Origin of the sequence: Saccharothrix sp. CB00851 (assembly GCF_001905065.1) — a bacterium.
Lineage (GTDB): Bacteria > Actinomycetota > Actinomycetes > Mycobacteriales > Pseudonocardiaceae > Actinosynnema.
Genome location: NZ_LWLC01000009.1, coordinates 1 through 14720, shown reverse-complemented (window position 1 = coordinate 14720; position 14720 = coordinate 1). Strand labels below are relative to the sequence as shown.

Sequence of the window (14720 nt, the reverse complement as noted above, 5' to 3'; positions counted from 1 at the left end):
CGTGGCGTGCACCCGCCGTCTAACGCTTGTCCGCGACCTTGATCTTCCCCTCGATGATCTGGGCCTTGAACCCTTCCAGGATGCCCTGCAGCTTCGCATCGATCCGGCCGCCCGAGGTGGCGTAGCCGACACCGTTCACCTTGAGGTCGAAGACCTTCGGCAGGGACGCGAGGTCGTTGCTCGCGGCGGCCCGGACGAAGTCGTAGACCGCCACGTCGACGCGCTTGAGGCTCGACGCGACGATGACGTCCTTGGTGTCGGCGAGCGCGGGCTGGTGGTACTGGTCGGCGTCACAGCCGATCGCCAGCACACCGGCCTGCTTCACCGCGGAGAAGACGCCGATGCCGGACGCGCCCGCGGCGGGGTAGAGGACGTCCGCGCCCTTCTCGATCAGGCCCTTCGCGGTCTCCAGACCCTTCGCGGGGTCCTGGAAGCCGGTGAAGTCGGTGGCCGGGGTGATGTACTTCTTCTCGACCACGATGTTCGGCGCGGCGGCCTTGGCGCCCTGGACGTAACCGGCCTCGAACTTGTGGATCAGCGGGATGTCGACGCCACCGACGAAACCGACGTGGCACTTCTTGCTCTGGTACGCGGCCACGACACCGGCCAGGAACGCGCCCTCCTGTTCGGCGAAGACCAGCGGCGTGACGTTGGCCGCGCCCTCCACCGCCGAGTCCACCAGGCCGAACTGGACGTCCGGGAACTCCGGCGCGACGACCCGCAACGCTTCGGTGTAGGCGAAGCCGACGGCGACGATCGGGTCGAAGCCCTCGCGTGCGAGCTGGCGCAGGCGGGACTGCTTCACCGACTCGTCCTCGTTCGGGGCGGCGGAGAGCTCGCGGGTGTTCTCCTTCTTCACCCCCGTGTCCTTGATCACCTGGTCGAACCCGGCGGCGGCGAGGTCGTTGAACGACGCGTCACCACGACCGCCGATGTCGTAGGCCAGGCCGACCTTCAGCGCGCTCGCGTCGACCTTCTCGCCGCCCTTGTCCTCGGTGGCGCTGGTGTTGGAGCCTGCGGGCGCGCTGGGCGCCGGCGCGAACTCACAAGCGGCACCGGCGGAAGCGGACGACCCGGTGGCGCCGGCGCCGGAGTCCTTCGCGCAGGCGCTCACCACCATGAGGCTGGTCAACGTGATCGCGGCAACAGCGGTCCTATACGTACGACGGCGCACGGCTCGTCCCCTCCCTGCTCGTTCGAGCAGACACTCCCCCGATGGCCGTATCAGGGCTGGCGCGACGGACCGTACCTGCTCACCGCGACCGTCCGGACGAACGCTCATCTGCTGGGAACGGGGCCACCGGTGGCGGAGGTCCCCGGGGCGGGGTCAGTCGGACGCCCGCGGCGCGGAGCTTCGGCCTCGCCCAGCACGAGAGTTTGGGCGGCGTCGGGCAAATGGCCCGGACCCGGCCCGCTGCACGCCGGTGGCGGCGGCCGGCGTCCTTGGGCCGGCTCACCGTCGCCGGTGCTGCCTCAAAGGTCGCCGAACCGCCACGCGAGCTGCCAGTGGTCGATCCGGCCGCGACCGCCAACTCTCGGACGCGGCGATGTTGATACGGGCCAACCGCGGGGCGTGACGCCAGCCACCTCTCTGACCTGCACCTTTGCCGAATGCCGGTTCCACGATCGGGTGATCATGCTTCCGACACCAAAGAACACGGTGTTATTATTCGTCTGAAACGTCGGGAGAAACAACAAGGCCCGCCTCGACCCGCCGCATGTCCCCAGCCCCTCGGGACGGCGGAGTGGCCGACCCCGGGGCCGCTTCACGACATCGGGGAGGTTCGCAGGCCCGCACGTACGCAGGCGTGCACGGCGCGCGCCAGCCTGGAGCCGTAGACGGAGCGAGGGCCGCCGTAGCGGTCGAACGGGTCCGTGGTCGGGCAGAGCAGGACTGTGGCGTCAGTGGGGGTGCCGGTGCCGGGCAGGCCGGCTTCGCGCAGCGCCTGCGCCTTCGCCTCGGCCACCGTGGCGACGGCGTTGACGAGCGCGGCGGGGGTGAGGCGGAGCGGGAGCCAGGCGACGACGTTGATCGTGCCCGGCAGCCAGGCCAGCTCCCCGTCCCCGGCCGCCCACGTGCAGTGCGCGCCGATCCCGGTGGTGGCGGTGACGGTGACGCCGCGGTCGGTCGTGGTCACCTGCCGGCGCACGTCGAGGGCGGTGAGCAGGCCGGTGCCGGTGCCGGTCAGGCCGCACGCGGCGGCCAGTTCCGCCACGTGGTCGCCCGGGTCGTCACGGCGGTAGTCGGAGCCGACGGTGGCGTTGAGGACCCACTCGCGTTCGCCGATGCCGCCGCCGTGCACGGCGGACGAGATGGCGAACCACGGGTGGTCGAGGCGCCACAGCAGGAGTGGGGCGCCGGCGGCCAGGTGCAGTTCGGGTGTCACGACGCTCCCCCTGCTTGCTTGCGGAAGGCCAGGTAGGCGGCTGCGACGCACGCCGCGGCGAACAGCGACAGGCCCGCCAGGTAGCCGACGAGGCGGGGGTGCCAGCCGCCGAGCACCAGTTGGCGTGACGCCTCGTTGGCGTAGGTCAGCGGGTTCAGCCGGGCGACCGCGGCCATCCACCGGGGCATGGCGGCCAGCGGCACGAAGGCGTTGCTGGCCAACAACAACGGCAGCGCGGCGAAGCCGCTGACGGTGAAGAACGTGTTGTGCCCGGGACCGTGGTGGGCCAGGGCCAGGAAGGCCGCCGTCAGCGCCACCGTGAGCAGCGCCGCCACCAGCGACACCAGCAGCAGCCCGGCAAAACCGGTGGCGACGCGCACGCCGAGGACGACGGCGACCAGCAGGATGAACGCGACCTGCACGCCGGTCACCGCCACCTGGAACAGCAGCCGGCTCAGCAGGATCGAACCGCGGTGGATCGGCATGCTGAGCAACTTGTGCAGGTAGCCGGTTTCCTTGTCCCACAACAACGGCACGGCGCCGCTGATCGCCGAGCCGATGACGGTGGACCCGATGACCCCGGGCAGGATGAACGCGGTGTAGTCGTCGGTGCCGACGGTGGCGCGGTCGACCAGCCTGCCCACGCCGAGCCCGAAGAACACCAACCAGAACGCCGGCTGGCACAGCGTGAGGACCAGGTGCGCCCGTTCCCGCACCAACTGCAGGTACCACCGGCGCAGCAGGGCCCGCAGCTCCTGCGCCCACGGGCCGAGCCGGGCGGCACGGGCCGCGCCCGTCACAGCCGGCCCGTCACGGCACGCCCGCCGCGGCGTGACCGGTGAAGTGCACGAACACGTCGTCCAGCGTCGGCCGCTCGTAGGTCGCCCGGAGCACCGCCACGTCGTGCCGCCGCGCCGCAGCCATGATCGCGGCGAGTGCCGAGGGCGCGTCCCCGACGAACACCGACACGTCGGCATCGACCACCTTCACCTGCCGCACCCACGGCAGCCCGGTGAGCGCCCGGCCCAACCGGTCCGGCTGCCGGGTCCGGACCACGACCACGTCCGCCCCGACCTTCCGCTTCAGCTCGGCCGGTGTCCCCGTGACCACCTCTCGACCCCGGTCCAGGATCGTCACGCGGTCGCACAGCGCGTCCGCCTCGTCGAGGTAGTTCGTGGCCAGCAGCACCGTGCCGCCACCGTCGCGCAGTTGCCGGACGTGCTCCCAGACCTGCCGCCGGGACGGTACGTCCAGCCCCAGGGTCGGTTCGTCCAGGATCAGCACGTCGGGGCGGTGCAGCAGCCCGCAGGCGAGGTCCAACCGGCGTTGCAGGCCGCCGGAGTACTCCGACACGAGCCGGTCGGCGTCGGGCAGCAGGCCGAGCAGGTCCAGCACCTCGGTCACCCGCCGGTCCCGGTCCCGGCGCGGGATGTGGTGCAGGTCCGCCTCGATCTCCGCGCTCTCCCGGCCGGTGAGCAGGTGCCGCACCCCCTTCTCCTGCGGCACGTACCCGATGTGCCCGCGGGCGCGGGCCGGGTACCGCCGCACGTCCAGACCGGCGACGCGGGCGCTGCCGGAGGTGGGCGCGAGCAGTGTGGTCAGCATCCGGATCGTGGTGGTCTTGCCCGCGCCGTTGGGTCCGAGCAACCCCATCACCTGACCGGTCGGCACCTGCAGGTGGAGGTCGCGCACCGCGTGGCGATCACCGAAGGCCCGGCCGAGACCGGTCGTGGTGATCGCCTCGCCCGTCACGGGTTCGGCCACGTCGGCTTGCGGGAGTAGGCCATCATGCGGTCCCGGTCCGGGCCGTCGTACGTCGGCAGCAGCTCGCCGAACGGGGTGCCGACCAGCGGGTGCTCGGGGTCCTCCCACCAGCCGACCGGCGGTTGGCAGAACTGGTTGGTGTAGTGCGCGCGGAACTCCGCCGGCAGCGAGGAGAAGTGCGGCACCAGCAGCAGGTCCACCGCGGTGCGCCACGCGTCGGTGGTGTTCGGGTGGGTGGCGTGGATGACCCGGACGTCACCGATCACCAGGTCGCCGGGCTGGGCGAGCACGTCGACCTCGCCCGGCCACCGCTGGTGCGACGGCGAGTCGGCGGGTTGGCCCTCGATCTCCAGGGTGTGCGGTTCCGGGAGGTCGTGCAGCGGGTGGCGGGCGAGGTGGCTGCCCGGGATCGCCCGCAGGCAGCCGTTCTCGGGCGTGGTGGGTTGCAGGTAGAGCATGCAGAACAGCTGGGTCGGCTCGGCGGTGTACGTGCGGGGTGTGCCCCACGCCCACCAGTCCTGGTGCCACCACAGGCCCGGTGACCGCGGTGGTTTCGCGATCACGTAGCCGTTGATCCACTTCGGGTCGGTCATGCCCAGGCTCCGGAAGGCCTCCCGCACGCCCGGTGACAGCAGGACCGCGACGAGTTCCGGGTCGTCGTAGCGCACCGGGATGAGGCTGCCGTGGTGGGAGAACCGCTCGAAGTGCTCGGGCCGCTCGGCGTCGAGCTTGCGCCGGGCCAGTTCCGCCAGCCCGTCCAGCTCGGCTCGGCCGAGCACCCCGGGCACCAGGCAGAAACCGTCCCGGGCCAGGCCCTCGACCAGTTCGGTGTTCGCGTCCATGCCGGATCCTCTCGCGCGGGACGGGTCAGCGGGGCTTGCGCACCAGCAGCCGCCGGTAGGTCATGCGGTGGTCTCGGTACAGCTGGAGGGTGAGGTTCACCGCCGCGATGAACTCGTCGAGCATCAACTGCCCGTAGGCGGGCCGTCCCGGCAGCACGTGCGGGTCACCGGGCCAGTCGGCGAGCACCCTGGGTGCGAAGTAGCTGCGCATCTGGTGCTCGAAGTGCTCGGCCATGGGACCGCGGCCGATGTGCCCGAGGTCCAGGATCGCCTCGGCGGGCGGGAAGCCCGCCGCGAGCAGTTCGTGCTCGATCCGGTCCGTGTGCGTGAAGTGCGGGTACCGGAAGTGGGCCGAGAGCCGCTCGACGTCGCGGTCGTCGGCCAGCGGGGTGAGCATCCAGTCGTCCACCACGAACCGGCCGTCGGGCCGCAGCGCGTCGAACACGCGGGTGAACGCGGCCTGGTGGTCTGCGACCTGGTAGATCATGTTGATGCTGATCGCCACGTCGTACGGCCCGGGCGGGAGTTCGCGCTGGCAGTCGGCGAGGTGCACGCGGACGGTCTCGCGGAACTGCGGGTGGCGTTCGGTGATCCGCCGGTAGGTGGTGGCGTGCGCGACGGAGTTCGTGACCGAGGTGACCCGTACGCCGTAGTGCTCGGCCAGCAGCCGGGCGGGGCCGCCCACGCCGCCCCCGACGTCGAGGACGTGCTCACCCGGAACCAGCCTGGCCAGCCTGCCGACGTCCAGCGTGTGGTCCCGCGAGCCGCGCCACCACTGCTCGCCGTCGGCCCACATCTCGGTGTCCGCGACCATCGGCGGGTGCAGCAGGTCCTTGGTGAAGTAGGCGTGCAGGCCGGCGCCGGGGACGCCGACGTGCGCGCCGACGATGTCGGACGTGTAGTGCTCCTGGGGTGGGCTGGACGCGGTCATGCCCGGAACCCGAAGGTGGCGACGAACGCGAAGTCCGCCGCGGAGTTGCTCAGCCGCACGAGCAGGAAATCGTCGTACAGGCCCGGCGGCACCTCGGTGTCCACCGCGACGCGCACCCCGAGGAACGCCGGGAAGGCGAGCCCGGACAGGTCGACCTCGACCTCCTTGACGTTGTCGTCGGCGCTGGTGAGGCGTTCGGTGGCCAGCACGGTGGGCACGCTGTGGTTCGGGTCGCCGGGGTCGGGGACGTAGGCGGTCACCGTGATCAGGTGGCCCGGGTAGCCCTGGAAGGTCTGCACGTCGCGGGTGCGCACGACCAGCGTCGTCGTGTCCGCCGCCGAGGGGTCGGTCTTGTCCAGCGTGAGGGGTAACTCCACGCCCAGGCCGCTGTAGGCGGCGTTGCCGTGGATGCCCGGCTCGTCGCCCAGGTGGATGCGACCTTGCCAGACGAGTTCCGCCTGCGGGCTCAACGCCACGGTGTCCTCCTGAATTCGTTGTCTTGGTCTTTAGGTGAGTACGCGCAGCAGGGCGGCTGCCTCGGCCGCGACCGCCGGGTCGGCGCTGTGCTCGGCGGTGACCTGCAACGCGCGAGCGGCGGCGGGGTCGTGGCGGCGACCGGCGGCGATCGCTTCACGTTCCCGCGCCACGTCGGCGCGCGGGTCGTAGGCGACGACGTCGAGCGGCAGCCCCCGCCAGTAGTGGGCCAGGGGGTCGTCGCGGCCCTGCCCCGGCCAGGTGCGGTAGACCTCGTCCCAGTCGCCGTCGTCGAGTTCGACGCAGTCGCGGCACACCGGTTCGCGCAACGGCTGGTAGCGGCAGTCGGCGGACAGCCGCAGGCCGCCGGTGTCGGGGCTGCCGCCGTGCACGGTGTGCGCGGTGAACAACAGGACGTCACCGGGACTTACCGGTCCACAGTGGACGGTCTCGACGGGTACGTCGGTCTCCCAGCCGACGATCGTCCCGGCGCGCAGCCGCAGGGGCAGCACGTTCCGCAGGTAGAGGTAGCCCTCGTCGGCCAGGCGGTCGGCCAGCCGCGCGCGGTCCGCGAGCAGTTCCGTGGAGTCGGTGCAGGGCTGCTGTTCCACGAAGTCCTCCTCTGTGTCCCGATGTGCGGTCCGGCGGGTCAACGGGCGCGGATGGGCACCACCAGCGGCCCGTCACCGGTGTCGATCACCCGGACCCGGGCCTGGTAGTGGGTGGCGAGCGCGGCTTCGGTGATCACCTCGCGCGGGGTGCCGTCGGCCACCACGCGGCCACCGGCGAGCAGGACCACCCGGTCGGCGTACGCGCCGGTGATCGACAGGTCGTGCATCGTGGTGAGCACGGTCAGCTCGTGGTCGCGGCGCAGGGCGTCCACCAGGTCCAGGACTTCCTGCTGGTGACCGATGTCCAGGGCGCTGGTCGGCTCGTCGAGCAGCAGCAGCCGTGCCTGCTGGGCCAGGGCGCGGGCCAGGAAGACCCGTTGGAGCTCGCCGCCCGACAACGTGGTCAGCACGCGGCCGGTGAAGGGGTGCAGCTCCAGCCGGACCAGCACGTCGTGCACGACGTCGAGGTCGGCGGCCGACTCGCGGCCGAACCGGGGGATGTGCGCGGTGCGTCCGAGCAGGACGTAGTCGAGCACCGTGACGCCGGGCGGCACGACCGGTGACTGGGCGACGGAGGCGACGAGGCGGGCCCGCTCGCGGTGGCGCATCCGGCGCGCGTCCCGGCCGAGCAGGTACGCCTCACCGGCCGCCGGGACCAGGCCGGTGACCGCGCCGAGGAAGGTCGACTTGCCGGCGCCGTTCGGTCCGATGACCGTCACCCACTCGCCCGCGTGGACGACCAGGTCGACGCCGTCCAGGATGCGGTTGCCGCCCAGTTCCACCCGCAGGCCGCGGGTCTCGATCACCGGGTCGGCGGCGGTCACGAGCGGGCCGCCGTGCTGGTGCGCAGGACGAGGACGAAGAACGGCGCGCCGAGGAACGCGGTGACCACACCGATCGGCACCTCGGCGGGCGCGGCGGCGGTGCGGGCGACGAGGTCGGCCAGCACCAGGAACGCGCCGCCGACCAGCGCGGAGACCGGGAGGATGGTGCGGTAGCCGACGCCCGCGAGCAGCCGGACCGTGTGCGGCACGATGATGCCGACGAAACCGATCAGCCCCGACACCGAGACGGCCGCCGCCGTGCCCAGCGACGCCGCGGCGGTGAGCAGGTATCGGGTGCGCTGCGGGTCGAGCCCGAGCGCGGAGGCCTCCGCGTCACCCACCGACAGCACGTCGAGGTCCCGCCGGTGCAGGAGCACCACCGCGGCGGTCACGATCGCGTAGGGCAGCACCAGCAGGACGTCGCGCCACCCCGCGGTGCCGAGCCTGCCCAACAGCCACGAGTAGACCTCGCGGATGGCGTCGGCGTCGCGTTGCATCAGGAACGTCTGACCGGCCGCGAGGAACGCCGACACCGCGACGCCCGACAGGATCAGGGTGGACGGCGCCCGGTCACCACCTCGCGACGCGAGGGCGTAGGTCATGGTGACGGCGGCGATCGCGCCGACGAACGCGGCCAGCGGGGTGCCGAACGGCAACGCACCGGTGGCGGCCCCACCTCCGCTGCGGCGCAACGTGATCACCGCCGTGACGCCCAGGCCGGCGCCCGCCGCCACGCCCAGCAGGTGCGGGTCGGCGAGGGGGTTGCGGAACACGCCCTGGTAGCAGGCACCGGCCAGCGCGAGCAGCCCGCCGACCAGCAGCCCGAGCACGACCCGGGGCAGCCTCAGTTCCAGCAGCAGCGCCTGTTGTCGTTCGGACAACCCGCTGTCCAGGTCGACCCACGGGAGCAGGCTCACCAGTTCCCGCGCCACGCCGGTCGGCGGCAGGTTGACCGGTCCGACGCTCACCCCGACGACCAGCGAGCCGACGACCGCGAGCAGGCCCACCACCAACCACACCGGCCGCAACCGCGCGGGCCGCAGCGGGACGCGGACGTGCTGCGCGGGGGTGTCGCGGTCGGCGGGTTTCACCACGGTGCGCGGCCCTTCACCCGGTTTTGCCCACCGCGTCCGCGATCACCCGGACCAGCTCGACCACGCGCGGCCCCCACCGCGAGGCGATGTCGTCGTCCAGGGCCACGATCCGGTCCTCCCGCACCGCCGTGATCGCGCCCCAGCCCGGACGTGCCTTGACGGTCTCCGCGCTCTGGCCGCAGCACTTGGTGTCGGCGAGGAAGATCAGGTCCGGGTCGGCCTGGATGAGGAACTCCACGGACAGCTGCGGGTAGCCGGCGTTGAGCTGCCGCGGGTCCACGGTGTCGGCGACGTTGACCAGGCCCACCTGGTCGAACAGCGAGCCGACGAACGTGTCACCGGTGACCGAGTACAGCGACTGGTCCAGCTCGTAGTAGTAGGTCGGCTTGTCGGCGCGCTTCGGCGTGTCCGCCAGGATCTTGTCGATGTCGTCCTTCATCCGCCGCACGACGTCGGCGGCCTCCGTGCCGTGCCCGGTGAGCCGGCCGAGGTCTTCGAGCTGGGTGTAGGTGTCGTCGAGCGTCTGCGCCGGGCCGGCGAGGTAGACGGGGATCTTCAGCGTGCCGAGCTGGTCCTTCACCTGGTTGATGTCGTTGGAGATCACGACCAGGTCGGGTTCGTAGGAGGCGATGGCCTCGGCGTTGGGCTGGAACCCCGACAGGTCCGACCTGGGCGCCTCGGCCGGGTAGGTGGAGTTGTCGTCCACCGCCACGACCTGGTCGCCCGCGTCCATCGCGAACAGCATCTCGGTCGCCGTGGGCGCCAGCACGACGATCCGCGCGGGCCGTTCGGCCAGGGTCAGGTCGCCGACGGTGACCGGGTACTCGGCTGCCGTTTTGGCGGTCGGCGAGGGGTCGGCGGGCGTGGCCGTGCCACAGGAGCCGATCAGGACACCCACTACCAGGATGGCCGCGACACGAAGACGAGAAATACCCGACACCAGTCCCCCAATCGAACAGGTGGCGCGTCCACAATCGTGATCCTCACGGAACTCGTGAACCGCACGCCCGCCGGGCCAAATCTAGCCGCTGCGACCCCGCCCGGGATACCCCATCAGGGGTAATCACCGGTGGGTGCGGAGTTTGGTGAGAGGTGCACACGTAAAGCGAAATATTCCACTTGGTCCGGTAACGTCCGGCTCGATATTCCACCCGAGCCGGTTCTGGCAGCATCAGGTCAGCGGATCCCGCCGCGTGTTCCACCCGCCTACGGTCGTTGCATGTTCCGCCGCTTGGCACTGTTGACCCTCCTCCCGTGACGGACGTGCAACTCGACCTGCTCGCCAGGACGCTGCGCGAGACGACGATCATGGTCGCCGAGCAGACCGGCCAAACCGTCGAGCGGGTCGCCGCGGATTTCGCCGCGGAAAGGTGGTTCTCCGCGCAGGAGGCGCTCGACTACGGCTTGATCGACGGGATTCACGACAGGCTGGGGTCCGCTCCGCGGTGAGCCTGGGGCCGGTTCACCAAGGCTGGAACGCCGCAATTCCGAGCTGTCTTCGTGCTGTATCGCGGCTTGTTCTGCTTGACGCTCCCGCAAGGCAGAAGGGATGGCCATGACCGACGAAATCGAATACGACCCGGAGTCCATGCCGCTCGGGCTCAAGGTCGTGGGCGGCCTGCTGTGGTTCCAGGCGGTCGCGAACCTCGTCGTGACGATCGCGGTGTCGGCCGAGGTCGTGGAGGGTGTCGGGCGCGGTCGGGACGACGTCGAGGACGTCTTGCCCGGGCTTGTCGTCGCGTTGGTGGCGTTTCTCATGGTGGCGGTGCTGGTTGTCTGCGCGCTCGGGATTTCCTGGCGCAAGCGCTGGGTGCGCACCACGATCATCGTTTTCCAGGCCGTGAACCTGGTGGCCGGTGTGGTGGCCGTGTTCACCGCCGATCCGGTCTACGCGCTGATCGGCGTGGGACTGGCGGCCGTGGTCCTCTTGATGCTCAACAGGCGTGACGTCGAGGCGTGGTTCGACCTCTGAGCCGGCCGGCCGACGGAGCGGTCACTGGCCAATTCTGGGACACCGTGGACGGCTCGGTGACCTTGCGGTGTGAAGCCTCGTGACGTGGCGCAGCGGGCTCAACCATCGGTCGCCGACCGTGGTGACGGGGGCGAGGTCCCGTGGTCGAGGTAGGCGTCGATGTCGAGGCCTATCCCGCAGGCCGCCGCGAAGGCCGCGACTTCCGGCGGCACCCACATCGCCGGCAGGGAATCGTCCTCGTCGCGGGCGTCGAAGTGCAGCACGGCCTCGATCGCGACCTCGCAGTCCGGTCGCCGGGCGAGTTCGCGGACCGCGTCCACCCGGTCGTGGAACCGGTGGAGGAGCGCGACGAGGTGCTCTTCCAGTTCGGCGTCAGGTGACAGCCCGGAGTCCCATTCCCAGAGGTGCGGCCACCGACGTGCGGCCACCGACGACGTGTGCTCGGCCGGAACACCCAGCCAGGCGGTGATGTCGTCCGCGGTGGGACCGGCGCTGCGCACCCCCAGGCACACCCGCCACCGGTACGGTCTTGCCGGCTCTGTCATCGACGTCGCCTCCCGCCTCGTCGGCCCCCACCCTGGCCGGGGTCCTCGCTGGAGAACTTGATGGTGCCGTACAAGCCGGTCTCAGGGTCCCAGTTGACCGAGACGTGTCGGTCCGACCCGGTGAACTCCTCCTTGGTCGCCCGCTGCCTGCGCCAAGTCGAGCACGGCCGTCAAGGCGATGCACCGACCGGGCGGCACGGTCGACGTCGTGCCGCCCTCGCTCGTGCTCAGGCGATGTTGATGTGGTAGTTGAACCGAGGGCTGCGGTTGTCGTTCACGACGCGGGACTTCTTCAGCGACCAGTTGCTCGTGTCGCTGGGGGTGATGCAGGTGTTCTGCTTGCCGCGCCACCACACGGCGAGCTCGTTCCAGACGTTCCGGCTGACCGCCGACACCGCGAAGCCGGCGCCCGCGCCGCCCGCCGAGGTGCCCCACGTGCCGATGTCGTTGCAGCCCTGCGCGTCGTCGCGCTTGCCGTCCCAGGCATTGAGCTGGACGGTGATGTTGTGCTGCTCGACTTGCAGGGCGTGTTGCTCCTGCTCGGTGAGCGGTGAGACCTTCGCGGCTCTCAGCTTGTACTTGGCCTTGTACCGGTTGCGGATGTCGGTGCGGAATTGGTCGGCGACCACCCACTTCGCCAGCCGGGCGTCCGGTGCGATCCGCGGCGAACGGTCCTTCCAGATGTTCATGAACATCTCGTCCTTGCCCGGGTTCTCGCCGCGGAGCACGTCCACCTGGGCCTCCACCGCGTCCTGGTACGCGGTGGTCGCGTCGCCCACGTACCGCTGCGCGGCGTCGAGCAGGAGGTCGTACTCGGTTTCCAAGTCGATCCGCAGCTTGCGCCGCTTCTGCGAGGTGATGTTGGAGCTGTCGAACTGCTTCTCCACTGCCTCGACCCGGGCGAACCTGGTGTTCAGGTCCTGGGCGTCCGCGTCGGCGCTGCACGCCTTCAGGTATTCGACGTCGGTGAAGCCGTTGCCGTTCAGCAAGGCCTTCAGCGAAACGCGCTCGTGGTCCGGGACGCGGCCGGGCTTGGGCTTGGTGAGGTCGTTCAGGGGCATGGTTCCTCGCTTCGGAGTGGGAGCTACTCCGTAAGAGAGCCAAGACCCGGTTCGAGTACTGGTCTGAAAGGGTACGTTTCACCGCGCCCACGACCGAGTCGGTGGCGTGCGCCGAGACGCGAACACCGCGGCCGACCGTTTCGGATGACGGGTGGCCGCGGTGTTCGTTCGGGTCGGGTGCGGGGTCAGTCGAGGGCTGCCACCAGGTCGGCGATCAGGTCGTCGGCCGACTCGATGCCCACCGAGAGCCGCACCAGGTCACCCGGTACCTGCAACGGCGAACCGGCGGTGCTCAGGTGCGTCATCTTCCCGGGGTGCTCGATCAGCGACTCGACACCGCCGAGGGACTCGGCGAGCGTGAACAGGCGGGTGCGGGAGCACACGCGCAGCGCGGCATCCACGCCACCTTCGACGGTGAACGACACCATGCCGCCGTAGCGGCGCATCTGCTTGGTCGCCACCTCGTGACCGGGGTGCTCGGGCAGGCCCGGGTAGAAGACCTTGGTCACCTTCGGGTGGTGCAGCAGGGCCTCGGTGATCTTCTCGGTGTTGTCCGAGTGCTTCTCCATGCGCACTTCGAGGGTCTTGAGGCCGCGCAGCGTCAACCACGCGTCGAACGGCCCCGGCACCGCGCCGGCGGCGTTCTGCAGGAAGCCGAAGGCCGCGTTCAACTCGTCGTCGGACGTGACCAGCGCGCCGCCGATGACGTCGGAGTGCCCGCCGATGTACTTGGTGGTGGAGTGCAGCACCACGTCCGCGCCCAGCTCCAGCGGGCTCTGCAGGTACGGCGACGCGAACGTGTTGTCCACCAGCAGCCGCGCGTCCACCGAGTGCGCCAGCTCGGCCAGCAGGGCGATGTCGGCGATGTAGAGCAGCGGGTTGGTCGGCGTCTCCACCCAGACGAGGCGGGTGTTCGGCCGCACCGCCGCGCGCACCGCGTCCACGTCGGCCAGCGCCACGGGCGTGTACTCGATGCCCCAGTGCGCCATCACCTTGTCCAGCAAGCGGAACGTGCCGCCGTAGGCGTCGTTGGGGATGATCACGTGGTCGCCGGGCCGCAGCATCGTGCGCAGCGCGGTGTCGGTCGCCGCCATGCCGGACGCGAACGCCCGCCCGTGCCGTGCGCCCTCCAACGCGGCCAGGCACTCCTCCAGTGCGGCCCGGGTCGGGTTGCCGGTGCGGGAGTACTCGAACCCACCGCGCAGCCCGCCCACGCCGTCCTGTGCGAACGTCGACGTCGCGTGGATCGGCACGATCACCGAACCGGTCGTGGGATCGGGGTCCTGGCCGGCGTGGATTGCCCTGGTCGCGAACCCGTAGTGATCTTCGGTCATGGCGTCCAGCGTATCGCCGACCAAGATCGTTTCAAGGCCGGCGGTACGGACGGCCGGATGACCGGTTCGGGTGAACTCTCCGCGGAGCGCCGTGACGCCCTCGTACGGGTGGCGGCCTGCGGGATTCCGCTGTCGGACGCCGGACGGTGGACCCGGTCACGGCCACCGGTCCGCAGGACGATCTTCACAGCACCGCCCGCGCCGGAGACTCACGCCTTTTCGCAGGTCAATACCGATTTCACCGCCGAAAACAACCGGCCCTCCGCCTTCTTTCGCCGGAAAAACGTCAACTGTCGACGTTCGTCCGAACGAGTGTCGGGCGGTGGCGGACACCGCCATCGTTCGGCGTAGCAACGACCCGGCCACCTGCCGACCCACCACCGCTTTCTGCGGACTCGCGATGGGCCGATCACCAGCACCTCCCCTGGCGATCAGCGGCATGATCGGGGTGTCTATGAACCATTCGTGTGAACGCCATGTTTCAGGCGAATGACCGACATATGGTAATGCCTTTGACCCGAATGGCCACCTTGCCGATCGGACGACGACTGCTGCTAATCTGCCAATGTCTGGACGGCAGCAAATTATCAGCACCGCGAATGCTGTGGGACCAGGGGGGAGGCCGAGCCGGAGAAGGTGTTTCGAACGAGCCACGTTCGACCTTCGTCTTCGCCGCGCCGAACCGACCGCCACTGAACTCTCGACCGGGCCGCGGCATTGTGCCCGCTCGGCTGAACTGGATCCGACGATTCAACCCGGCTTTGTTCGGCGTGCGTTCGACCGCGCGCTGGGCGAGGTCAGGGAGAAGTGCGCTGGGGGGAGCGTGCCGATTAACGCGGCATTGGTGTTGGAAGACGGTCGTGTGTTCCGTGGTGAGGCCT

At 70.4% G+C, this 14720-nt stretch carries 16 protein-coding genes; 2 read left to right on the top strand and 14 right to left on the bottom strand.

The annotated features are described in order from the left end of the window. Positions 1 to 19 precede the first annotated feature (19 nt). From A6A25_RS10470 to A6A25_RS10420, 11 genes are all read right to left on the bottom strand, one after another. A complete protein-coding gene (locus A6A25_RS10470; protein WP_073888069.1) occupies positions 20 to 1120 on the bottom strand; it encodes a BMP family lipoprotein in 1101 nt (366 codons plus the stop codon). 646 nt (positions 1121 to 1766) lie between these two features. Beyond that, positions 1767 to 2387 (bottom strand): adenosylcobinamide amidohydrolase, encoded by a 621-nt coding sequence (locus tag A6A25_RS10465; RefSeq protein WP_073888067.1) that lies wholly within the window; start codon positions 2385 to 2387, stop codon positions 1767 to 1769. Beyond that, positions 2384 to 3187, bottom strand: a complete 804-nt coding sequence (locus A6A25_RS10460) for an ABC transporter permease (RefSeq protein WP_073888065.1) — start codon at positions 3185 to 3187, stop codon at positions 2384 to 2386. The genes A6A25_RS10465 and A6A25_RS10460 overlap by 4 nt, the downstream gene beginning before the upstream one ends. A gap of 10 nt (positions 3188 to 3197) precedes the next feature. Beyond that, positions 3198 to 4151, bottom strand: a complete 954-nt coding sequence (locus tag A6A25_RS10455; RefSeq protein ID WP_073888063.1) for an ABC transporter ATP-binding protein — start codon at positions 4149 to 4151, stop codon at positions 3198 to 3200. Beyond that, the gene (locus tag A6A25_RS10450) at positions 4136 to 4993 is read right to left on the bottom strand and encodes a phytanoyl-CoA dioxygenase family protein (protein ID WP_073888060.1); all 858 of its coding nucleotides are present in this window, start codon (positions 4991 to 4993) and stop codon (positions 4136 to 4138) included. The genes A6A25_RS10455 and A6A25_RS10450 overlap by 16 nt, the downstream gene beginning before the upstream one ends. Positions 4994 to 5018: 25 nt before the next feature. After that, positions 5019 to 5924: an SAM-dependent methyltransferase gene (locus A6A25_RS10445; RefSeq protein WP_073888058.1), complete on the bottom strand. Its 906-nt coding sequence runs from the start codon at positions 5922 to 5924 to the stop codon at positions 5019 to 5021. Beyond that, complete coding sequence (locus A6A25_RS10440) at positions 5921 to 6400, bottom strand: hypothetical protein (protein WP_198932639.1); 480 nt, start codon at positions 6398 to 6400, stop codon at positions 5921 to 5923. Before A6A25_RS10440 ends, A6A25_RS10445 begins: the two co-directional genes overlap by 4 nt. 30 nt (positions 6401 to 6430) lie before the next feature. Beyond that, positions 6431 to 7009 (bottom strand): hypothetical protein, encoded by a 579-nt coding sequence (locus A6A25_RS10435; protein WP_073888056.1) that lies wholly within the window; start codon positions 7007 to 7009, stop codon positions 6431 to 6433. 38 nt (positions 7010 to 7047) lie between these two features. Continuing rightward, positions 7048 to 7833, bottom strand: a complete 786-nt coding sequence (locus A6A25_RS46260; protein WP_073888054.1) for an ABC transporter ATP-binding protein — start codon at positions 7831 to 7833, stop codon at positions 7048 to 7050. Beyond that, positions 7830 to 8924, bottom strand: a complete 1095-nt coding sequence (locus A6A25_RS10425) for a FecCD family ABC transporter permease (protein WP_073888199.1) — start codon at positions 8922 to 8924, stop codon at positions 7830 to 7832. The genes A6A25_RS46260 and A6A25_RS10425 overlap by 4 nt, the downstream gene beginning before the upstream one ends. A 16-nt stretch (positions 8925 to 8940) precedes the next feature. Then, on the bottom strand, positions 8941 to 9825 hold the full coding sequence (locus A6A25_RS10420; protein ID WP_241828580.1) for an ABC transporter substrate-binding protein: 885 nt from the start codon (positions 9823 to 9825) through the stop codon (positions 8941 to 8943). A 356-nt stretch (positions 9826 to 10181) separates the two neighbouring features. On the opposite strand from A6A25_RS10420, the gene A6A25_RS10415 reads away from it, so the two are divergent. Together A6A25_RS10415 and A6A25_RS10410 are read left to right on the top strand one after the other, a co-directional pair. Then, entirely contained in the window at positions 10182 to 10376 is a 195-nt protein-coding gene (locus A6A25_RS10415; RefSeq protein WP_073888050.1) for an ATP-dependent Clp protease proteolytic subunit, read from the top strand. Positions 10377 to 10482: 106 nt separating this feature from the next. Continuing rightward, positions 10483 to 10899, top strand: coding sequence for a hypothetical protein (locus A6A25_RS10410; RefSeq protein WP_143193064.1), 417 nt, complete (start codon positions 10483 to 10485; stop codon positions 10897 to 10899). Positions 10900 to 10997: 98 nt separating this feature from the next. Here A6A25_RS10410 and A6A25_RS10405 read toward each other — a convergent pair whose 3' ends face one another. The 3 genes from A6A25_RS10405 to A6A25_RS10395 form a co-directional block, all read right to left on the bottom strand. Continuing rightward, a complete protein-coding gene (locus A6A25_RS10405; protein ID WP_083668217.1) occupies positions 10998 to 11444 on the bottom strand; it encodes a DUF4279 domain-containing protein in 447 nt (148 codons plus the stop codon). Between the two features lie 227 nt (positions 11445 to 11671). Further along, positions 11672 to 12505 (bottom strand): hypothetical protein, encoded by an 834-nt coding sequence (locus A6A25_RS10400; protein ID WP_073888044.1) that lies wholly within the window; start codon positions 12503 to 12505, stop codon positions 11672 to 11674. Between the two features lie 185 nt (positions 12506 to 12690). Further along, on the bottom strand, positions 12691 to 13839 hold the full coding sequence (locus A6A25_RS10395) for a cystathionine gamma-synthase (RefSeq protein WP_073888042.1): 1149 nt from the start codon (positions 13837 to 13839) through the stop codon (positions 12691 to 12693). Positions 13840 to 14720 lie beyond the last annotated feature (881 nt).